The sequence below is a fragment of the Flavobacterium calami genome, assembly GCF_038290035.1.
Taxonomy (GTDB): domain Bacteria; phylum Bacteroidota; class Bacteroidia; order Flavobacteriales; family Flavobacteriaceae; genus Flavobacterium; species Flavobacterium calami.
Genome location: NZ_JBBYHS010000012.1, coordinates 149,823 through 171,525 on the forward strand (window position 1 = coordinate 149,823; position 21,703 = coordinate 171,525).

The window sequence follows — 21,703 nt, forward strand, 5'->3', positions numbered from 1 at the left end:
GTACAAAAAAGCTCTGGTTCTAAATATATTTTATATTCAAAGGTATAATTCATTCATCAAACATTATTTAAACTGTAAAATACGGAGTTAGAATATCTTCAAAATTAAAAAGACCCTCTTTTTTATCCCCCAGATTTTCGGCAACAAAGATCACACCGCTTCCAAAAGCTTCTCTGGAAATACTTTCGTGTACCAATCTCACAGTCTGAAAAGGAAAACCAAAAACAACTTCATGTTTACCAACAATTCCACCAGCCCTCACCGAGTTTATATCTTCTTTTTCTACATCCAGAGCTTCAGCTATTTTTATGGCTGTTCCTGAAATCCCATCTTTTCCTTTAAAATGTTCTTCGATAATTTCAATATCTACCCAGGGAGCAATTTTCTTTAAAAATTTGGATGCAAACAGTAAATAATTCACGCCCAGAGTAATATTAGGACTCCAGAATACCGTTGTCAGTTTAGACAATGATTCCAAAAAATCTTTTTCCTTTTTTGAATAATGTGAAATGGCTGAAATTATTTTGATTTTCCGCTTGCCTGCTGCTTCGCCATAAGTATAAATTCCTGAACCTGATGAAAAATCAATAATCATATCAACGGGCTGATTGTCTAAAAGTTCTGTTATTGGAGTCGATTCACTGGAATATATTTTTCCCGTTTCTTCAGAGTCAATTCCAAGATATTCTGCTGTGGTGCGATTCTCTAAAGTGTGACTTCTTTTAACAACCCATTGAAGTGAGAATTTTTTGTTTTGCAATAAAACCGATGCTACTGCTTTTCCTGTTTTTCCAAATCCGATTAGTCCTATTTTCATAATGTTCGTTTTTAATAAAAATAGTGTTTTAGATTTAAAAACCCTGTGTTTTCAGAATTATTAACATGTTTTTAATGCAAAAAGAGGTTAAAATTAAAGTATAATCAAATTTTATTTTTCAGGCACAATGTTAAATTATTGCAGAAAAACATCAATTTTATACTGTTTTTTAAAATTCAAAAGTAAAATATTCTCTACCTTTGTTATGTAAAGGCTAAGACCTTTTCTTTAAATAAAAATGTAAAGTATGCAAAACATTCCTAGTGTAGACTTACGTGATTTCCTTTCGGACGACCCGAAACGTAAACAAAAATTTGTAAATGAAATCGGCAGTGCATTTGAAAACATTGGCTTCGTAGCCCTAAAAGGTCATTTTCTGGATGACAAACTGGTAGACGAACTTTATGGTGAAATTCGAAATTTTTTCGCCTTGCCAATAGACACTAAGCATAATTATGAAATTCCCGGAATTGGTGGTCAGAGAGGTTATGTTTCTTTTGGAAAAGAACATGCCAAGGGGCGCAAAGAAGGAGATTTAAAAGAATTCTGGCATTTTGGTCAATACGTTGACAAAGATTCCAAATGGGCTTCTGAGTACCCTGACAATGTTGAGGTAAAAGAGCTTCCTCGTTTTAATACAGTTGGAAAAGAAGCTTATCAGATGCTTGAGAAAACAGGTATTTATGTTTTGAGAGCTTTGGCTTTACACCTTGGATTAGATGAGTTTTATTTTGATGAATATGCAAAAGAAGGAAATTCTATTTTAAGACCAATTCATTATCCGCCAATTACATCGGAACCAGAAAATGCCGTTCGTGCAGCAGCACACGGTGATATCAACCTGATTACGCTATTGATGGGAGCTCAGGGAAAAGGTCTTCAGGTTCAAAACCATAATGGCGAATGGATTGATGCTATTGCAGCAGATGATGAGCTAGTAATTAATGTTGGAGACATGCTCTCAAGACATACCAACAATAAATTAAAATCTACAATTCATCAGGTTGTAAATCCGCCAAGAGAATTATGGGGAACATCACGCTATTCAATTCCATTTTTTATGCATCCTGTAAGCGATATGCGTCTGGATTGTTTAGAAAACTGTATTGACGCTGAAAATCCTAAAAAATATGAAGATATTTCTGCAGGCGAATTTTTACACGAACGTTTAGTAGAATTAGGTTTAATCAAAAAATAAACTTTTAAATCTCAATTTTTTAAATTCCAAATTCCAAAAACTATCTATTTGGGATTTGGAATTTAATTTTTAGAAACTATAAATCATTTTAATAGAAATGGACTTAAAAGATCAGTTAAAAAATTTATTCCCGGAGCATATAGAATCTAATGAACCTGAAGAAAATCAGGAGCAGGAACACGTTCTTTATGTACAGAAAGAACCTATGATCTGTAAATTCGAAAAACGAAAAGGGAAAGCTACAACCATTATTGAAGGTTACGAAGGAAGTGATGAAGACTTTAAAATTCTGGCCAAAGAAATCAAAACAAAACTGAGTGTTGGCGGAACTTTCAAAGATGATTCAATTATCATTCAGGGCGATTATCGAGATAAAATCATGGCAATTCTAAAAGAAAAAGGCTTTAAAACAAAACGTGTCGGTGGTTAAATTTAAATTCCAATTTTTGAAATTCCAAATACCAATTGGATTTATTTAACCGCAAGGAACACAAAGAATTATTAATAAAATATTTTAATACAACGTAGAGTTCGCAAAGCTTTGAATTCAATTTAGAATTTTTAAAATTGGGGGATTTCGTAAAAAAACCTTAGCACCTTTACCACTTTAAACCTTAAAGAAAAAAAATGATACAGGCATCAGAATTAATACTCAACCCGGACGGAAGTGTTTATCACTTAAACCTTCGTCCTGAACATATAGCCCACGATATAATTTTTGTAGGCGACCAAAACAGAGTGGAGAAAATCACCCAGTTTTTTGATTCGATTGAATATTCGACTCAAAAAAGGGAGTTTAAAACACAAACCGGAATTTACAAAGGCAAAAGAATTTCGGTTATATCAACCGGAATTGGTCCTGACAATATTGATATCGTTTTAAATGAACTGGATGCATTGGTTAATATTGATTTACAAACCCGCCTTCCTAAAAAAGAATTAACTTCTTTGAATATCATTAGAATCGGAACATCGGGTTCTTTGCAAAAAAATATTCCTGTCGATAGCTTTGTGATGTCTAAAATTGGATTAGGCTTAGACAATATGCTTCGCTCCTATCTGATTGATGAAGTTTCTGAAGATGCTATCGAAGATGCTTTTATCATGCATACCAACTGGGATATCCGAAAAGGAAGACCGTATGCTATTGCTTGTTCGGAAAAACTGGAAAAAATAATCGAATCTGATAAAATTTTTAAAGGAATTACTGCTACAGCCGGAGGTTTTTACGGACCGCAAGGACGTGTGTTGCGTTTGAATATTCAGGATGAAGATTTAAACAATAAAATGGATAATTTTGATTTTAACGATAACCGAATCACCAATCTGGAAATGGAAACTGCTGCCATTTATGGACTTTCGGCACTTTTAGGACATAATGCGCTATCTTTAAACGCTATTATTGCCAATCGTGCTTCAGGTACTTTTAGTGAAGATCCCTATAAAGCTGTTGACGAACTAATTGCCTATACACTAAATAAACTGGCTTATCATTAATTAGTCAATTTGTTTTAAAATTAAAACTATGATTTTAAGAGTTGCCCGACATACTAATGATCTAAAGAAAATTGAAGATTTTTATATCAACATATTGGGTTTCGAGCGTTTGGGAGGATTTCAAAATCACAATAATTATGATGGTGTTTTTATCGGAAACCCTGATTTAGACTGGCATTTTGAATTTACCCAATCCCAAACAAAAGCCAAACATGTTTTTGATGAAGATGATATTGTTGTCCTTTATACAAAAACAATTTTAGAATATAATTCAATACTAAAAAAGGTTAAAGACAACAAGATTCCAATCATCCAGGCTATAAATCCGTATTGGAATGAAAATGGAAAAATGTTCCTCGATCCCGATGGATACCGTATTGTAATATCGCCTTTAAGAGCACAAAATTAAATTAGAAAATGTCAGAAACACATATAAAAATATTATTTAAATATTACAGCGACTTATTAGAAGAGACTGTTTCAGAAACCATGTGGGCAGAAATTATAGATCTGGAAAAAGGAATCTTCAAATTAGATAATATTCCGTTTTTTGGTCCTTTAATTGCTACTGATGATATTTTTTTCGCTGAATATGATGAAGCCGAAGAACGTCTGGTTTATAAAAAAACAATCGAAAGTTTTGGAAATTCTATACTTCAGGTTGTAATTTTAGAAAAAGGTTTTGATAAAGAAATCATCAGGGAAGAATTAAAATCGATTAACTGTTCATCAGAAGGTTTAAATGAAACCTTATTTGCTGTTGAGGTTTTAAAAGATGTCGATTATTCCGTTGTAAAAAGCCTGCTGCTTCAATATGAAGATCAGGAAATCATTGAATTTGCAGAACCTTGCCTTTCAGACAAACACAGAACCGATTTATTGAAGAATTAGAGAATGTGTCAATTTGATAATGAGATAATTTTTAAAATCTAATAATTAAACAATCTAAAATCTAAACAGTCAAAAAAACATACCCAAACAACTTAACTTAAAACTTCAACCTAATGAAAACAGTAAAAATTGCAGGTGTTCCTGAACACTTCAATTTGCCATGGCAGCTATGCATAGAAAATGGCGAATTCGAAGCTGAGAACATCGATTTACAATGGAAAAATATTCCCGAAGGTACCGGTAAAATGTGCCAGATGCTTCGTGATGGAGAAACCGACATAGCGGTTATTTTAACTGAAGGAATTATCAAAGATATTATTGCAGGAAATCCCAGTAAAATTGTTCAGATTTATGTGCAGTCTCCCTTAATCTGGGGTATTCACGTGGCTGCAAAATCTGATTTCCATACCATAAAAGACCTCGAAAATAAAAAAGTGGCTATTTCACGATTGGGTTCAGGATCTCAATTAATGGCTTATGTAAATGCACATGAACAAGGCTGGGAAACTGATAACATACAATTTGAAATCATCAATACTATAGACGGTGCTGTGGAAGCCCTGACAAACGGAACTGCAGATTACTTTATGTGGGAACGTTTTATGACTAAACCTCTTGTAGATAAAGGCATTTTCAGACGTGTAGGCGACTGTCCTACTCCATGGCCTTCTTTTGTAATTGCGGTTCGTGATGAATTTTTGAAAAAAAATCCTAAAATCGTTGAAAAAATTCTTGAAATCATTAACAGCACAACACACGATTTTACTCAGATTCCTGATATTGACAAAACATTAGCCGATATTTTCAATCAAAAGCTGGAAGATATTCAGGAATGGCTCCAACTGACACAATGGTCTCAGAAAAATTTAACCGAAAAAGCCTTTATTAAGATTCAAAATCAGTTATTTGATCTGGGAATTATTGATAAAAAAAGTACTTTTGTTGAAACCGTAAAAGCGATGTAAAAACACTGCTTTTTAATGCTATGATAAAATTTCCAAAAATTGACTTTCCGCAATTAAAATCCAAATTACAGGTGAAATCTCCCTGGGATAGGATTATTATTATGGTATTAAGTCTTTTGATTACTATTCCGGTTTTTATCATATTGCACCAAAATCTGATTGATCTCAAGTGGGCCTTTAATTTAGACCGGGTATTTATTTTTATACTCGTTTTTGTTGTCCTGTTCTTTCTCCTGATGTTGTTGCGTACCATTATCATCATTTGTATTGTCATTTACTTATTGGTTTTATTTTACGGAAGCGTGATTGGAAATTATGGTTTTACCGAAATATCCGAGGATTATAATTCGATGATTTATACCATGTCTGACAATCCTTTTCCACAGGATATTATTGTCGCCAAATTGCTGCCTTTCCCCAATAAAACAAAAATTATAAATGCCATAGAATATCAGGATCCAAAGGTTCGGAATTTTGCCATTATGTCGACCACAAAGCATTTTAAGAAAGTAAAAGGCTATTCGGATTACAGAACTATCATTCAGTGTTTTGCCGTTTTTAAGGAAATTAATAATCGATGGAATTACGTTAATGATCCAAAAGAAGGCGATTATATTGCTACAGCCAGCGAATCATTGGAATATTTTTCCGGAGATTGTGACGATCATTCTATTTTGATGGCTGCAGCTGTACGATCCATTGGCGGGACACCAAGGTTAATTCACACCAAAGGACATATTTATCCTGAAATACTGATTGGGTCTTTAATCGATCTGGAAAAAGTCAATTACCTGATTAAAAATGTGCTTTTTGTGAAAGAAAGTAAAGGAAAAATAATTCATTACCATATCGACGAACGCGGACAGGTCTGGATGAATCTGGATTACACCGCCAAATATCCCGGAGGTCCTTTTATGTATGAAGAAATTTTAGGGGCTTTAACTTTAAATTAATCCCCAGCGGAATAGTTTTTAATCGTTAAATTGATAAACTGGATTATAATTAACTTTAGAATATGCTAATTCATAATCAACTAAAAACTTAAAAAACTTATTATTTTCTTTCATCTTACATATTTCAAATATAGATTTTTGAGAATAAAAAAAACTCCCATTTAAATTCTGTTGATAAGTATATGTTTCCAGATACATTGTAACTCCCTTCTTTAAAACTGTAGCATTAGAGAAATCTTTAGCTATAAATATATTAGTAAAGTTATCCTTATCAACATATAATTCTCCAGTACTTTCATTAATTGGATTATAATTGCCAGAAGGAGTCTTTTCTAAAAATAAAATTAATCTCTGTCCTGTTTTTAATTCACCAATTCTTGGATCACACATCCATTCTTTCCAAATGGAAACATTAATTTTTGAACCTGATTTCCCTTTCACAATTTGGCTTATTGTGAATTCGTAGCTATTTTTAAAAACTTTGGAAACAGTACCGTCTACAATTAAATCCGCTTTTGAAATGACAATACTATATGGTATCGTCATTTTTTTATAATTCAAATTAAATGTTGGAGCTATAAATAACAATAAACAGACAAAAAGTTTCATATAGAGATTATTTAAACAATAGAAGGTATTTTCAAATATAATACAAAAAATCGCATTATACCTCAAATGTACAATGCGATTTTATTTGTAAGCTACTATCAAAAACTACTTCTGACGCTTCTTCAAAACATCAATTACATCATTTAACTGATATCCTTTTGCCTGCAATAAAATCAGGTAATGAAAAAGCAAATCGGCACTTTCGCTCAGGAATAAATCGTCATTATCGTCTTTTGCTTCAATAACTACTTCTACAGCTTCTTCCCCTACTTTTTGAGCAATTTTATTGATTCCTTTTTCGAATAAGGATGCTACATAACTTTTCTCAGAATCAGCATTCTCTCTACGGGTTTTGATTGTATTTTCTAACTGGGAAATAAAACCATAATTGGCATTATTTGGTTCCTGCCAGCAAGTATCCGCACCAGTATGACAAGTTGGTCCAACAGGTTTCGCCTGAATTAAAAGCGTATCACCGTCACAGTCATTTTTGATACTTACCAGATTCAAGAAGTTACCGCTCTCCTCACCTTTTGTCCAAAGCCTTTGTTTGGATCTGCTGAAAAAAGTCACTTTTTGAGTTTCTATCGTCCTCTGAAGCGATTCTTCATTCATATAACCCAGCATCAGGACGTTTTTAGTCTCTGCATCCTGAATAATGGCCGGAATTAATCCGTGGGCGCTTTTGATGTCTATTTCCATTTTTATAATTTAATGATTGAAAGATTGAAAGATTGAAAAATTGAAAGATAATCTAATCTATATTCTAAAAATCCTTATTATTTTCTCTTGCTTCTTTCTTCTTTTCTCTATTTTCTATTCTCTATATTCTAAAACCCTTATTATTTTCTCTTGCTTCTTTCTCCTTGACTCTATTCTAAAGCCTAACTTCAATATCATTTTTCCTAAGTTCCTGTTTCAAAGCCTTAATTTCGATTTCCTTAAAGTGAAAAACACTCGCTGCCAAAGCTGCATCTGCTTTTCCTACTTTAAATGAATCTACGAAATGCTGAATGTTTCCTGCACCTCCAGAAGCAATAATCGGAATATTAATCAACGTTGACAATTTTGCCAGAGCTTCGTTTGCAAAACCGTTTTTGGTTCCGTCATTATCCATTGAGGTGAATAAAATTTCACCCGCTCCTCGTTCAGCTACCTCAACAGCCCAATCGAATAAATTCAATTCCGTTGGTACTTTTCCGCCTACCAAATGTACGATCCATTGTCCGTCAATTTGTTTGGCATCAATTGCAACTACAACGCATTGGCTTCCAAATTTCTGAGCCAGATCATTAATCAATTGTGGATTTTTAACTGCGGATGAATTGATCGAAACTTTATCAGCCCCATTATTCAAAAGGATTTCAACATCTTCTACAGATGAAATTCCGCCACCAACCGTAAACGGAATATTAATTTTCTCCGCCACACTTCGTACCATATTGACCAATGTTTTTCTACGTTCTTCCGTAGCCGAAATATCCAGAAAAACCAGTTCATCCGCACCTTCAGCCGAATATATTTCTGCCAGTTCTACAGGATCACCCGCATCACGCAAGTCAACAAAGTTAACGCCTTTTACGGTTCTTCCGTTTTTTATATCTAAGCAGGGTATGATTCTTTTTGCTAACATTTATCTAATGTGTTAATTAGATAATTAGTCAATTAAATAATTTTTTCATTGTGTGTAAATTATCTAATTATCAAATTATCTCATTTTCTAATTATAAAATCCTCGAGTTGTTTTAAGGAAATTCTTCCTTCATAGATTGCTTTTCCAATTATGGTTCCTTCACAGCCTAATTCGGCAAGCTTTGGCAATTCATCAAAAGTTGAAATTCCACCAGAAGCAATAAGTTTTACACCTTTGGCTTCGGCTAAAATTTTGCCATACAAGTCAAAACTTGGCCCTTCCAGCATTCCGTCTTTTGCAATATCAGTGCAAATAACGTACTGGATTCCATTCGTTTGATACTTCTGAATAAACGGAATCAATCGTTCATCTGAATCTTCCAGCCAGCCAGAAACCGCAATTTTCTCGTCTTTGGCATCAGCTCCTAAAATAATTTTATCGGAACCATATTCTGAAATCCATTTTTCGAAAATAGCTCTGTTTTTTACGGCAATACTTCCTCCGGTAATTTGGCTTGCACCGCTTTCAAAAGCAATTCTCAAATCATCATCTGACTTTAAACCGCCACCGAAATCAATTTTTAAACCGGTTTGCGTCGCAATTTGTTCCAATATTTTATAATTGACAATTTTGCTCGATTTTGCACCGTCAAGATCTACTAAATGCAGATATTCGATTCCGTGTGCTTCAAAAGATTTCGCCACTTCAAGCGGATTTTCGTTGTAAATTATTTTGGTATCATAATCACCTTTGGATAAACGAACGCATTTTCCGTCAATGATATCTATGGCTGGTATTATTCTCATTTATTTAAGTCTTAAAGTTTGAAAGTCTAAAGTCGTAAAGTCTTGATTTCAGATTTATAAAATTGATTTTTTAAATTGGAATTTGGAATTTAAAAATTGGAATTTAACCTCAGGAAATTCCCAAGTATTTTCTCTCCAACATCTCCGCTTTTTTCCGGGTGAAATTGAGTTCCATAAAAATTATTTTTCTGCAAAGCCGATGCATATTCTACTTCATAATTTGTTGTAGCGATGGCTTCAGCGCAATTAGGAGCGTAGAAACTATGCACCAGATACATAAATTCATTTTCTGAAATTCCGCTGAACAAATCGGTTTTCAAATTATAAATCTGGTTCCATCCCATTTGCGGCACTTTTACCTTATTTGAAAATTTAATTACATCGACATCAAAAATCCCCAGACCTTCTGTGTTTCCTTCTTCAGTTTTATTGCACATTAACTGCATCCCAAGACAGATTCCAAAAACAGGCTGTTTCAAATTCGGAATCAAACTATCCAAACCGCTTTCTTTGAGTTTTTTCATGGCGTAACTTGCTTCTCCCACACCCGGAAAAATCACTTTGTCAGCTGCCAGAATTTCCTCCGGATTATTGCTCAAAACAGCTTTAAACCCCAATCTTTCAATAGCAAACATAATGCTCTGAATATTTCCTGCTCCGTAATTTATAATTACTATTTTCATTTTTTTAGCTTTGGGCTTTGAGCTTTGAGCTTTGAGCAGATTGCCCACAGCTGAAAGCTCAGAGCCATTATAACATTCCTTTCGTCGAAGGCAAAATCATTTTCTCGGTATCTCTTTTTACGGCCACTTTTATCGCTTTAGCGAAAGCTTTAAAAATCGCTTCAATCTTGTGGTGCTCGTTATCACCTTCCGCCTTGATGTTGATATTCGCTTTTGCACCGTCTGAGAACGATTTAAAGAAGTGAAAAAACATTTCTGTTGGCATTTTACCTACCATTTCGCGTTTGAATTCGGTTTCCCAAATCAGCCAGTTTCTTCCTCCAAAATCAATAGCAACCTGAGCCAAACAATCGTCCATTGGCAAACAGAAACCATAACGCTCAATACCTAATTTATTCCCTAGCGCTTTTGCGAAAACCTCTCCAAGCGCAATGGCTGTATCTTCAATCGTATGATGTTCATCAACTTCTAAATCGCCTTTTACCAGAATTTCCAGATCCATTTGACCGTGACGTGAAATCTGATCCAACATATGGTCAAAAAAAGCAATTCCCGTATCGATTTTACTTTTTCCTGTTCCGTCCAGATTTAAATTGATAAAAATATCCGTTTCATGTGTTTTACGGGTAATCGAAGCAGAACGTGCTTCTAATTTCAAAAACTCATAAATCGTTTTCCAGTCCGTTGTCTGAAGCACAATAGTTTCATCTAACTCTTCACGTTTTGATGCAATTTCGGTACTTCCTGCTCCATCTGTCAAATTCATAAAAATGGCTTTTGCACCTAAGTTTTTAGCCAGTTCAACATCTGTCAGACGATCACCCAATACAAAAGAATTGACCAGATCGTAATTTGGATTGTCAATATATTTTGTCAGCATTCCGGTTCTAGGTTTGCGGGTTGGCACATTATCTTCCGGAAACGATCTGTCTACAAAAATATCATCAAACAAAACGCCTTCGTTTTCAAAAGCTCTCAGAATAAAATTCTGCGTTGGCCAAAACGTATCTTCCGGAAAACTATCCGTCCCCAGTCCGTCCTGATTGGTTACCATTGCCAGTTCATAATCCAGTTCATTGGCAATTTTAGCCAGATACTGAAACGCTTTCGGATAAAACTCCAGTTTATCTAAACTGTCTAATTGATATCCTTCCGGTTCTAAAACAATCGTTCCGTCACGATCGATAAAAAGTACTTTTTTCATTTTTTATTTTGCTTAAATGTCTTTAAAAATTTATAGACAATCTGTATCTTCTTTCATCTGCTCCATTTTCTTTTTAGCAGAATTCTCAGTTATTTCTTCGCAATAGATATTATTGATCCATAAACCTGTTTCGAATACAATCTGAACATAGGTTATTTTTCCTGCTTCAACTTCAACCTCAAATTTTTCAGCTCCTTCTTTTGATGTTTTCCCACCAAATTGAACCGAACAAACATGTTTTCCAACTGGTACTTCATGAATTGAATATTTTTTATTATTCAGTTTGCAAACAAATTTCTCATCAATAAATGTTTTAAATGCTTGTGCTGAACCGGTAAAACCTGTTGACCGCAAAAAATAAATTTTACCTGTATCTGTCTTTTGTTGAATATCTTGTGCTTTACCTGATGATACAATTATTGTAGCGAGTAAAAATGCAAATATTATTTTTTTCATGAATTAAGAGTGTTTTTTTAATCTACTTCAATGCTTCTATTAATTTCTTATTTTCATCTGATGTTCCAATCGTAAAACGCAAAGTGTTCTCACAAAGTGGCTGCGTAGTTCTGTTACGGATTACAATTCCTTTTGAAATTAATTCATCATAACGTTTATTAGCATCGTCCACTTTTACCAACACAAAATTAGCTTCTGTGGGATATACTTTTTCAACAAAAGTAACATCTCCCAAAACTTTAAGTAATTCTTCTCGTTGTTCGATGATAGCAGTAATTTCTTGTTTTATTTTTTCACCGTCCTTCAAACGCTCGATCGCTCTTTGCTGCGTTAATTCGTTTACATTATATGGAGGTTTAATTTTGTTTAAAATTGAGATCACAGCTTCTGAAGCATAACAAACTCCCAAACGGATTCCTGCCAGACCATACGCTTTTGAAAGTGTTTGTGTGATTACCAGATTTGGATACTCATCAATTTCAATCAGCCAGCTTTCTTTATCCGAAAAATCAATGTAGGCTTCATCAATTACCACTAAACCTTTAAAGTTTTGAAGTAGTTTGACCACACTTTCATCTGAAAATGAATTTCCGGTTGGATTGTTTGGCGAACATAAAAAGATGATTTTTGTATTGTTGTCAACAACTTCTAAAATTTTCTCCACCTGTGGCTGAAAATCTTTAGAAAGCAAAACTTCCCTGTTTTCTACTGCATTAATATTCGCCAGAACGCTGTACATTCCGTAAGTTGGCGGCAACGAAATAATATTATCAGTTTTCGGTTCACAAAAAGCCCTGAAAAGCAAATCTAAAACCTCATCACTTCCGTTTCCTAATAAAATTTGGCTTTGTTTTACATTATTATTTCTGGCTAAAATTGCTTTAACCGAATTCTGCTGCGGATCCGGATAACGGTTTACTCCATTTTGAAACGGATTTTCATTCGCATCCAGAAAAATCATTTCGGCTGTATCAAAATCTTCAAATTCATCACGTGCAGACGAATACGGTTTTAAAGATTTTACGTTTTCACGTGTTATTGTATTTATATCGAATTCCATTCTTTTATTTTTAAGGAGAAGAAAGAATCAAGAGACAAGAATAAAGATTTAAATCTATCCTTTAACTCTTTCATCTTGCTTCTTGTTTCTATTTTCTTTATTCTAAACTATTCAATCTCAACGTCACAGCATTTTTATGTGCCTGTAATCCCTCGGCTTCAGCCATAACTTCAATCGCTTTTCCGATATTCTGAATTCCTTTTTCTGAAATTTTCTGAAACGTCATTGATTTCATAAAACTGTCGAGATTTACGCCACTGTAATTTTTCGCATATCCATTTGTCGGCAAAGTATGATTGGTTCCTGAAGCGTAATCACCGGCACTTTCGGGAGTATAATTCCCGATAAAAACAGAACCTGCATTTACGATTCCGTTGCAATAGAAATCATCATATTCTGAACAGATAATAAAATGTTCCGGACCGTATTCATTGATTAAGTCCAAGGCAATTTTGTCATTTTCAACAAAAATTAATTTAGAATTCGTAATGGCTTTTTTTGCAATTTCTTTTCTTGGAAGTGCTTCAAGCTGAATTTCTATTTCTTTTTCAACAGCGCCAATCAATTTTTTCGAAGTCGAAACCAAAATTACCTGACTGTCACCTCCATGTTCTGCCTGAGACAACAAATCCGAAGCTACAAAGGCAGGAACGGCGGTATCATCTGCCACCACCAATAATTCTGATGGCCCGGCAGGCATGTCAATCGCTACACCAAATTGTGTTGCCAATTGTTTTGCCACCGTTACAAATTGATTTCCGGGACCAAAAATTTTATACACTTTCGGAATTGATTTTGTCCCAAACGTCATTCCGGCAATGGCCTGAATTCCGCCTACTTTTAATATTTTTGTTACACCACACAAATTGGCCGCATACAAAATCGCAGGATTGATTTTTCCGTTTTTATCCGGAGGCGAGCATAAAACAATTTCTTTAGTTCCAGCAATTTCAGCAGGAACAGCGAGCATTAAAACCGTTGAAAACAAAGGAGCTGTTCCGCCCGGAATATATAACCCAATTTTCTGAATCGGTCTTTTTTCCTGCCAGCAGTTTACCCCTTCAATCGTTTCAATTGAAATTCTGTCTGTTTTTTGTGCAGAATGAAATTTATAAATATTGTTTTTAGCCAGCTGGATTGCTTCTTTCAATTCGGCTGAAACTAAATTAATTGCTTCTTCAATTTCTGCCTGAGAAACTTCATAATTATTTAAAGTAATTCCATCAAAGATAGAAGTGTATTTCGCAACTGCTTCATCTCCTTTTTTCTGTACTTCTTTAAAAATTTCTTTAACCGTAACTTCGATATCATCGATGGTTTTCGTAGGTCTTTTTAATATTTGGGACCAGGTATCCGGTTTTGGGTTATTTATTTTATTCATAATATTATATATTAAATTCCAAATTTTTAAAAATTCCAAATTCCAATTCTGTACGATTGTAAGAAATGCAAAGTTGGAATTTGGATTTTACTTATTGAAATTTCCCTTTTTTATAGTACCATTTTCTCAATTGGGCAAACCAAAATTCCTTCGGCTCCGGCTTCTTTCAACTGATCGATTACGTCCCAAAAAGTATCTTTGTCTATTACAGAGTGTACGCTGCTCCAGCCCTCCTGAGCCAATGGTAAAACGGTAAGGCTTCTTAAAACCGGTAAGATTTTACCAATTTCATCAATCTTGTCGTTTGGTACGTTCATCAAAATGTATTTTGAATTTCTTGCTCTTAAAACAGACTGAATTCTGAATTTTAAGGTATCAATGTGCTTTTGAATTTCAGGAGAAACTTTTGGTGAAACAGCTAAAACTGCTTCACTTTTCAGAATTACTTCTACTTCTTTCAAATTGTTTTTAAACAAAGTACTTCCGCTGGAAACAATATCAACAATCGCATCGGCAAGACCAATATTTGGTGCAATTTCTACTGAGCCTGAAATCTGGTGAATATCCACTGTCAATCCGAATGAAGCAAAATATTCATTAACCGTATTGGGATAAGAAGTCGCAACTCGTAAACCCGCTAAATCCTGAATTGAATTGTACTCAAAAGTTTTAGGAACTGCTACAGAAACTTTGCATTTTGAAAATCCTAATTTCTGAACCACTTCGATTCCTTTTCCTTTTTCGACCAAAAGATTATCACCCACAATTGCTAAATCTACCACTCCGTCAATTAAATATTGAGGAATATCAGAATTTCTTAAATATAAAACTTCAAGAGGAAAGTTTGATGCTTCTGCTTTTAACTGGTCGATTCCGTTGTTGATAGAAATACCGCAGTCTTTTAAGATCTGAATGCTGTCTTCGTTTAAACGACCTGATTTCTGAATTGCAATTTTTAAAGTACTCATTTTTCTTTTTTTGTTTAATTAATAGTTTGAGTACAAAGAATAGGTAATAAAAAAACCCGTTTGATGTACTCAAACGGGTTTTAAAATATGATGATTTACATCCATACATTAACACATCGCCTGAGAGCAATTATGAAAATGATGATGATGTAATTGGTTTATAAACATTGTTGGTTGTTTTTTTATTCTTTGATTCGGTTGCAAATATACAGGTTAATTTCATAAAAAAACAATTTTTATTTTAACTTAACCGAAGTTTATTGTTAAAAAAAAGATTCTTTACGTTTTTTCAGACTATAATTATTTTTCTTCATTAAATTCTAAAACTACTGTAGTACCTATATCAATCTTGCTTTCTATCTGAAATTTAATTTCAAGAAGTTCTGTAAAACGTTTCACAATAGACAATCCGAGCCCTGTTCCTTTTATGTCGGGGTGTATCGCAAAATTTGATCTGAAAAAAGGATTAAAAACGGCTTCTAAATCTTTTTGTGCAATTCCGATTCCGTTGTCTGAAATTTTACAGATTATTTTGCTGTTTGCTTTAGACAGAGAAACGGATACCTCACCACTTTCATTTGTATATTTGACAGCATTCGAAATGATATTCCTTAAAATAGTTGCAACTAGATAATTGTCTGAATTGATATAAAAATCTTCACTTGCATCAAATTTCATATTTATTTTCTTGCTGTTTATTTTTTCTGAATTCAAGGTAACAACATCCAGTATTACAGCATTCAGATAAACAGACTCGTGTAATATATTTTTTCTTTGATTCTCAAACCTTGCCAGCATAAGGAGCTGATCAACCAGCATATTTAAATGGTCAACTTCATTGATACAATAGTTTATTTTTTCTTCGTATTCCTTATTATCACGGGGTTTTCTAACTAAAACTTCAAGAGTTCCCTTAATTACTGTTAAAGGTGTTCTTAGCTCATGTGAAGCATCAGACGTAAATTGTTTTTCGCGCTCAACAGCATCTTCTATACGATTTAACAGGCTGTTTATCGTTTCTGAAAGTGTGTATAATTCATCTCGTTTTTTGGGCAGAGGAATACGGGTTTTCAGATTATCCTTTGTAATCATACCTGAAATATCTGTAATTGCATTAATAGGTTTAATACTTCTTCCGGCAAAAAATCGCGCTATTAAAAAAAGTATTACTAAAATTACGGGAAATGCAATCAACAAGGTCTCAAAAAGATTGTCTAAAACTTTTGCCAAATCTGTCAGTGGCATGGCGATTATCAGATAGCCTATTTTTTTTGATTTTATATAAAGCGAAACCTGAATCTGCCTTACTTTGCTGTTTAATAATTTTGTATCAAACGTCTTAAAATGATCGATATTTTCATTAAACACAAGGACTTCATTCTTTAGATTAGGTGATTTTTCGATTACCTTTTTATTTACATCCAAAAACTGAACGAATACCGGGTTTACATCTACAGAATTATGTTCGCGTTCTTCCCATTCTTCAGCATCCATTAAAATGACCACATTGTTCTCTACTTTGATTTCTCTTAAATGATCCTCAATTTCGATCATTAAATTCTGATCCAGACGCTTATAGACCGTATATTTTACCGTGGAATAGATTGCCGAAAAAACTACCAGAATCAATAATCCGGTTGTAATAATATAGTATAATGCAATTCTGTTTCTAAAGGAAAGCTGTGTCATTTTTTAATCGTTTGCAATGTATCCTACGCCGCGGATGGTTTTTATGTAGTCTTCTTCGATTTTCAAATTCAGCTTTTTTCTGATGGCATTCATAAAAACATCAATAACACCGGTATCATACTCAAAATTGATATCCCATACATCCTTTAAAATCTGATTGCGGGTACATACTTTACCTTTATTTTTAATCAAATACACCAACAATTCAAACTCTCTTTGGGTAAGTGAGATTTCTTCATCATTTTTTAGAACCGTATATTTAGACAAATCAATTTGAATAGCTCCCAACGACAATGTTTCTGCACCTTTCTGATACCTGAAATGAACTTTGATACGCTCTACCAGCTCTTCAAAACTAAAAGGCTTTTTAATATAATCATTAGCCCCTGCTTTTAAACCTTCAATAGTTTCTTTTACAGTATCTTTTGCCGTCAAAAAAATAATGGGAGTTGTCTGGTTTTTAATTCTAATGGCTTTACAAAGATCTATACCACTTATTTTAGGCAACATCCAATCCAGCAAAATCAAATCAAATTGTTGGCTTTGAGTTAACTCAAAACCCTTTAAACCATCATTTGCAGTGGTTATCTGATATCCTTCTTCCTGCAGACCCTGCTGCAAAAACTGAACAATTCCTAACTCATCTTCTACTATTAAAATATGCATTGCTACTGTTTTTAAGTAAGACTAAACTTTGGTTTTATAGTTATTTTTGTCAAAGATAAATGTTTTGCATTCCTGAAAAACTTAAAATCATCACAATACAAAAAAACAGAGTTATCTTAAGTAAATATTAAGTTCACACTAAGTAAGGTAAAGTTCTTTCTTAATTCCGAATTAATCAACTGAAATTAGTTTTGTAAAAAAATAATTCATGATTTTCTACAAGAAGCTTTCACCGTTTTACAACCTTGGTATATTCTATTTTATTATCAGTTTTCTGTTACGGGTTGTACTTTTTTTTCATCCGATAACACAAAGTTCTTTTACTCTGTCGGAAAGCCTTAAAATCCTAAGTATTGGATTACTGTCTGATGTATTTGTTTTTATAATCATGAGCTTTTTTTTATGGCTCTATTTAATTTTTATCTCCAATTCAAAATACAACAAGCCTTTTGGTTATATAATCCTGAGCTTACTTGTAGTTCTATTTTTATATGTTGCATCCGGAAAAAGCATTTTTGACGAATATGGCGGGGCGTTGCCAGGAATTATTTTAATTTTTATCGGAATCAAAACTTTTTTATTTGCTCTCTTATTATTTGTTCCGAAACTACGAGAAAAAATCAGGTTTTGGCTCTTTGCTTTTGTTGTCTTTTTATATGTTTTACTGATTCTTCAAAATGGAATAAGTGAATTTTTCTTCTGGAATGAATTCGGCGTCAAATACAACTTTATTGCCGTAAATTATCTGATTTATACCAACGAAGTCATTGGAAACATCGTCCAGTCCTACCCGGTAATTCCAATATTTTCAGTTTTATTTTTGGCAACAGGAGCTGTCACCTGGTTTATACTAAAAAAATCAAGGCGTTATATCGATGAAATACCAGATTTTAAAACTAAACTACAAATTTCAGGGATTTATATAGTGCTCTTTTTAGTTTCATTGATAACAGTTCCGGCATTATCCAAAACAGAAAACTCAAAGAACGTATTTGTCAATGAATTACAGTCTAATGGATTATATAAATTTTATCTGGCTTTTCAGAATAATAAATTAGACTATTTTAAATTTTACAAAACACTACCCAAAGAAAAGGCTTATGCTGTTATGAAACAGCAATTTAGAACAATTTCAGATAGAAATACTACTCGTGTAATCAATAATGTTTCTCCTGAAAACCATAAAAATGTAGTGCTTATTACAATTGAAAGTTATAGTGCCGAATTCCTGAAACTATACGGAAACAACCAAAATATTACTCCATTTTTAGATAGTCTGGCTCAAAAGAGCTTACAATTTACCAATTTGTATGCAGCAGGAAACCGGACTGTACGCGGGCTCGAAGCTGTAACGCTCTGTTTGCCGCCAACTGCCGGCGAAAGCGTTATAAAACGTGAAGACAATAAAAATAAATTTTCAACCGGAAATATTTTTAAACAAAAAGGATATAATGTCAAGTTCATGTACGGAGGTGATGCTTTTTTTGATAACATGCGGGATTTTTATTCTGGAAATGGATATGAAATTGTTGATAAGCTGAATTTCAAACCTGAAGAAATTACGTTTTCGAATGTTTGGGGTGTATGCGACGAAGACATGTATAAAAAAGCCATTAAAATTATGAATAATGAGGCAAAACAAAAAAAACCTTTCTTTAATCATATTATGACTGTGAGCAATCACAGACCTTTTACATTTCCTAACAATAAAATTGATATTCCTGGAGATATAAAATCACGTAATGGCGGTGTAAAATATACCGATTATGCATTACAGAAATTTTTTGCTATGGCCTGTAAACAGCCGTGGTTTCAAAATACTGTTTTCGTAATTATTGCTGACCATTGTGCTTCAAGTGCCGGGAAAACGCAGCTTCCATTAGACAAATACCGCATTCCGGCTTTTATTTACAATCCGGGTATGAAGGCAGCAAAATACAATCAACTGATGTCTCAGATCGATATAATGCCTACTCTTTTCGGGTTATTGCATTTTAATTATAAAAGCAAGTTTTTCGGACAGGATGTTTTCAAATCAGATTACAAACCAAGAGCTTTTATCGCAACATATCAGGATTTAGGAATGATTAGGGATAATATACTTACTATTTTATCGCCAAAACAGCAGGTAAAACAATATCAGCTGTCTTTAATCCCTAAAAAAGGAGTTTCACGGGAATATCAAATTCATTACGAGGAAAAGGCTTTGAAAACAGAAAGAACCGATTTAGTAAATGAAACTATTTCGTTTTATCAGACAGCTTCGGATTTGTTGAAACGAAAAGGATATCAAAAATCGTAAAACCTTGCTCTGTTATGAAACCTAAAGCCCTAGCCCTGATGAGAGCGGCATCCTTTTGTGGCGGGGTTCGCCACAAAAGATACAGCGGACAGCAGGAAACAGCTCCTGAAAAAAATACTATTTAACAATCTAAATTTCAACAATCTAAAACCTTATATTTATGTATCTTTGAGAAAGAAGCTATTTATAAATCTATCGAAATGAAAGACATTTTAAAAAAATACAGCAACAAAACAAAAGCCGCTTTTATTTTACTTATTGTGATGCTGATCATTTTGCTGAGCAACTTTAATACGCTGCGAAATTCTAAAAATGTCAACGAAAACATCAATACGATTTACAATGACAGACTGGTTGTGGCGTACTATATTTTTCAGTACGCAAATGAGCTTCATTATATAAAAGCGGAAACGCAGAAAGAGAATCTGAATGATATCACGAAAAATGACGAAATTAAAAATGCCCTGAGAATAATTCATACCATTGATGATTTGTATTTTAAAACGGTACTGACTCCGAAGGAAAAAATTCATTTTGACAGTTTTCTGGCTTCCTGTTCTGCAATTAATACGGATGTACAGAATAAAAACTGGAAGCATATTGTGCCTTTGTGCGACAAGGCTTTAAACACGCTGAATCAGCTTTCTGAGATTCAGGTTAAGGAAGGAAAAGCCAAACTTGCGAGTGCTAATGCGATGCATAGCGGTAATAATACGCTGGGACAGCTGGAAATTGCACTGTTGATAATTTTGGGTGGAATTACTTTTTATTTACTGATTATAAAAAAGCACAAAAGAAATATTAAGATTCCGGGGTCGCCAAGTCTTAATTAAAACAAAAAAGCCTGTAAAATAATACTCTACAGGCTTTCGTTTTTAATTTATAGAGAATATAAATACTTAATCATTTTGATTCTGCATTCCGAAAAGGTTTCCTTTCTGGAATAATTTCAGTTCCTGCTTTAAAGCTTTACTGTTGCGTTTTGTAAGTTCTTTCGAATCTAAGTCGCTTAAATCCGGTTTTCCGGCATTTACCCAGGCCGTGTACCAAAAACTGGCTGTTGCTGTAATGGCCTTTTTCATTTGGTTTTCGACCATTCCGTTTAATTCGGTGTGCAATTTTGCTGCATATTCGTCTGAAAATTTAGCCGAATTGTATTTGCTCTTTACAATTTTACCATCAGCATCGACAACAAAAACCTGATTTTCGGGAGTTGAAGTTCTTAGTTTTTTATCCACTGCCAATAACGGCTGAACCAAACTGTGGGTATCTCTGATCATGTCCCAGGTCGCTTTATGAACATCGTCATAATATTGCGCTTCAGGAACATTTAATTTGTAATTTTTAACAAATAACTCTGGCAATCTGCTTTCCCAAAGCGAATGTATTCCTTTTTGATCGCTCAATTGGCCGTCATGATTGGCAGATGTGTGCAACGGCATGTGTGCATCTCCGATGTAATGACCTAAATCTGCAGCCAGAAATAAAATTTCGGCTCTGTTTTTTTCTTTGAAGGCCTTGGTTAATTTGGTCATCATGTCTTCGATATACCAAGGTAGAATTCCGTTATCATTTAGGAATTTTGCATCGTATTTTTTAGTTGCTTCCTCTAATGTTTTAGGCAGGCTATCCATTGCACCGAAGTTTTCCAAATCAATATAATGCCTTGGGTTTTCATCTTTGTACTTTAAGGCATATTTGCGAATATCTGGAACTGAAGCTTCCTGTGTAATAAAATCAATATGATTGTAAAAAAAGACTTGTAACTGTTGTGGTAAAGCCATTACAGCAGCTTTATTGATTCGTTCGTGGCCAACGATTCCCCAGGATAAGGTCAAAAATCCAATTCCAATGGCAAAAAAAGCGATAAGTTTTGGTTTGTTTTTAAAGTTTTTCATTTGAAGTTTATTTGAAGTGCAAATTTA

At 33.8% G+C, this 21,703-nt stretch carries 23 protein-coding genes; 9 read left to right on the forward strand and 14 right to left on the reverse strand.

Going from position 1 to position 21,703, the window contains the following annotated elements; all coding sequences use genetic code 11:
- Positions 1 to 67 precede the first annotated feature (67 nt).
- Positions 68 to 817, reverse strand: a complete 750-nt coding sequence (locus AAEO57_RS12715) for a 4-hydroxy-tetrahydrodipicolinate reductase (RefSeq protein WP_341693164.1) — start codon at positions 815 to 817, stop codon at positions 68 to 70.
- A gap of 247 nt (positions 818 to 1,064) precedes the next feature.
- Here AAEO57_RS12715 and AAEO57_RS12720 point away from each other — a divergent pair, with 247 nt between their 5' ends.
- The 7 genes from AAEO57_RS12720 (at position 1,065) to AAEO57_RS12750 (ending at position 6,321) form a co-directional block, all read left to right on the forward strand.
- Positions 1,065 to 2,015: an isopenicillin N synthase family dioxygenase gene (locus AAEO57_RS12720; protein ID WP_341693166.1), complete on the forward strand. Its 951-nt coding sequence runs from the start codon at positions 1,065 to 1,067 to the stop codon at positions 2,013 to 2,015.
- 97 nt (positions 2,016 to 2,112) lie between these two features.
- On the forward strand, positions 2,113 to 2,445 hold the full coding sequence (locus tag AAEO57_RS12725; RefSeq protein ID WP_341693168.1) for a translation initiation factor: 333 nt from the start codon (positions 2,113 to 2,115) through the stop codon (positions 2,443 to 2,445).
- Between the two features lie 197 nt (positions 2,446 to 2,642).
- On the forward strand, positions 2,643 to 3,512 hold the full coding sequence (locus AAEO57_RS12730) for a nucleoside phosphorylase (protein ID WP_341693170.1): 870 nt from the start codon (positions 2,643 to 2,645) through the stop codon (positions 3,510 to 3,512).
- Positions 3,513 to 3,540: 28 nt separating this feature from the next.
- Positions 3,541 to 3,921, forward strand: coding sequence for a VOC family protein (locus AAEO57_RS12735; RefSeq protein ID WP_341693172.1), 381 nt, complete (start codon positions 3,541 to 3,543; stop codon positions 3,919 to 3,921).
- Between the two features lie 8 nt (positions 3,922 to 3,929).
- Entirely contained in the window at positions 3,930 to 4,403 is a 474-nt protein-coding gene (locus AAEO57_RS12740; protein WP_341693174.1) for a DUF4265 domain-containing protein, read from the forward strand.
- Positions 4,404 to 4,516: 113 nt separating this feature from the next.
- Positions 4,517 to 5,368, forward strand: coding sequence for a substrate-binding domain-containing protein (locus AAEO57_RS12745; protein ID WP_341693176.1), 852 nt, complete (start codon positions 4,517 to 4,519; stop codon positions 5,366 to 5,368).
- Positions 5,369 to 5,388: 20 nt separating this feature from the next.
- On the forward strand, positions 5,389 to 6,321 hold the full coding sequence (locus AAEO57_RS12750; RefSeq protein ID WP_341693178.1) for a transglutaminase-like domain-containing protein: 933 nt from the start codon (positions 5,389 to 5,391) through the stop codon (positions 6,319 to 6,321).
- An 18-nt stretch (positions 6,322 to 6,339) separates the two neighbouring features.
- Here the strand turns inward: AAEO57_RS12750 and AAEO57_RS12755 are convergent, their stop codons facing one another.
- The 12 genes from AAEO57_RS12755 to AAEO57_RS12810 form a co-directional block, all read right to left on the reverse strand.
- Positions 6,340 to 6,930, reverse strand: a complete 591-nt coding sequence (locus tag AAEO57_RS12755; RefSeq protein ID WP_243235720.1) for a hypothetical protein — start codon at positions 6,928 to 6,930, stop codon at positions 6,340 to 6,342.
- 105 nt (positions 6,931 to 7,035) lie between these two features.
- A complete protein-coding gene (gene hisIE, locus AAEO57_RS12760; protein WP_341693183.1) occupies positions 7,036 to 7,632 on the reverse strand; it encodes a bifunctional phosphoribosyl-AMP cyclohydrolase/phosphoribosyl-ATP diphosphatase HisIE in 597 nt (198 codons plus the stop codon).
- A gap of 175 nt (positions 7,633 to 7,807) precedes the next feature.
- Complete coding sequence (gene hisF, locus AAEO57_RS12765) at positions 7,808 to 8,563, reverse strand: imidazole glycerol phosphate synthase subunit HisF (RefSeq protein ID WP_341693185.1); 756 nt, start codon at positions 8,561 to 8,563, stop codon at positions 7,808 to 7,810.
- 80 nt (positions 8,564 to 8,643) lie between these two features.
- On the reverse strand, positions 8,644 to 9,369 hold the full coding sequence (hisA, locus tag AAEO57_RS12770; RefSeq protein ID WP_341693187.1) for a 1-(5-phosphoribosyl)-5-[(5-phosphoribosylamino)methylideneamino]imidazole-4-carboxamide isomerase: 726 nt from the start codon (positions 9,367 to 9,369) through the stop codon (positions 8,644 to 8,646).
- An 89-nt stretch (positions 9,370 to 9,458) separates the two neighbouring features.
- A complete protein-coding gene (gene hisH, locus AAEO57_RS12775; RefSeq protein ID WP_341693190.1) occupies positions 9,459 to 10,052 on the reverse strand; it encodes an imidazole glycerol phosphate synthase subunit HisH in 594 nt (197 codons plus the stop codon).
- A gap of 67 nt (positions 10,053 to 10,119) precedes the next feature.
- Complete coding sequence (gene hisB, locus AAEO57_RS12780) at positions 10,120 to 11,256, reverse strand: bifunctional histidinol-phosphatase/imidazoleglycerol-phosphate dehydratase HisB (protein ID WP_341693192.1); 1,137 nt, start codon at positions 11,254 to 11,256, stop codon at positions 10,120 to 10,122.
- A 30-nt stretch (positions 11,257 to 11,286) separates the two neighbouring features.
- A complete protein-coding gene (locus AAEO57_RS12785; protein ID WP_341693194.1) occupies positions 11,287 to 11,712 on the reverse strand; it encodes a DUF2846 domain-containing protein in 426 nt (141 codons plus the stop codon).
- A 22-nt stretch (positions 11,713 to 11,734) separates the two neighbouring features.
- Positions 11,735 to 12,772 carry a histidinol-phosphate transaminase gene (hisC, locus tag AAEO57_RS12790; protein ID WP_341693196.1) on the reverse strand — a complete coding sequence of 346 codons (1,038 nt, stop codon included), beginning with the start codon at positions 12,770 to 12,772 and terminating at the stop codon, positions 11,735 to 11,737.
- A gap of 97 nt (positions 12,773 to 12,869) precedes the next feature.
- On the reverse strand, positions 12,870 to 14,153 hold the full coding sequence (gene hisD / locus AAEO57_RS12795; RefSeq protein ID WP_341693198.1) for a histidinol dehydrogenase: 1,284 nt from the start codon (positions 14,151 to 14,153) through the stop codon (positions 12,870 to 12,872).
- A gap of 110 nt (positions 14,154 to 14,263) precedes the next feature.
- A complete protein-coding gene (gene hisG, locus AAEO57_RS12800; protein WP_341693200.1) occupies positions 14,264 to 15,121 on the reverse strand; it encodes an ATP phosphoribosyltransferase in 858 nt (285 codons plus the stop codon).
- A 300-nt stretch (positions 15,122 to 15,421) separates the two neighbouring features.
- Positions 15,422 to 16,810: a sensor histidine kinase gene (locus AAEO57_RS12805; protein ID WP_341693202.1), complete on the reverse strand. Its 1,389-nt coding sequence runs from the start codon at positions 16,808 to 16,810 to the stop codon at positions 15,422 to 15,424.
- 3 nt (positions 16,811 to 16,813) lie between these two features.
- Positions 16,814 to 17,476 carry a response regulator transcription factor gene (locus AAEO57_RS12810; protein WP_341693204.1) on the reverse strand — a complete coding sequence of 221 codons (663 nt, stop codon included), beginning with the start codon at positions 17,474 to 17,476 and terminating at the stop codon, positions 16,814 to 16,816.
- A gap of 208 nt (positions 17,477 to 17,684) precedes the next feature.
- Between AAEO57_RS12810 and AAEO57_RS12815 the strand changes: the two genes are divergently transcribed.
- Positions 17,685 to 19,778, forward strand: coding sequence for an LTA synthase family protein (locus tag AAEO57_RS12815; RefSeq protein ID WP_341693206.1), 2,094 nt, complete (start codon positions 17,685 to 17,687; stop codon positions 19,776 to 19,778).
- A 200-nt stretch (positions 19,779 to 19,978) separates the two neighbouring features.
- On the forward strand, positions 19,979 to 20,611 hold the full coding sequence (locus AAEO57_RS12820) for an MCP four helix bundle domain-containing protein (protein ID WP_341693208.1): 633 nt from the start codon (positions 19,979 to 19,981) through the stop codon (positions 20,609 to 20,611).
- 66 nt (positions 20,612 to 20,677) lie between these two features.
- Here AAEO57_RS12820 and AAEO57_RS12825 read toward each other — a convergent pair whose 3' ends face one another.
- On the reverse strand, positions 20,678 to 21,676 hold the full coding sequence (locus tag AAEO57_RS12825) for a zinc dependent phospholipase C family protein (protein ID WP_341693210.1): 999 nt from the start codon (positions 21,674 to 21,676) through the stop codon (positions 20,678 to 20,680).
- Between the last annotated feature and the right edge of the window lie 27 nt (positions 21,677 to 21,703).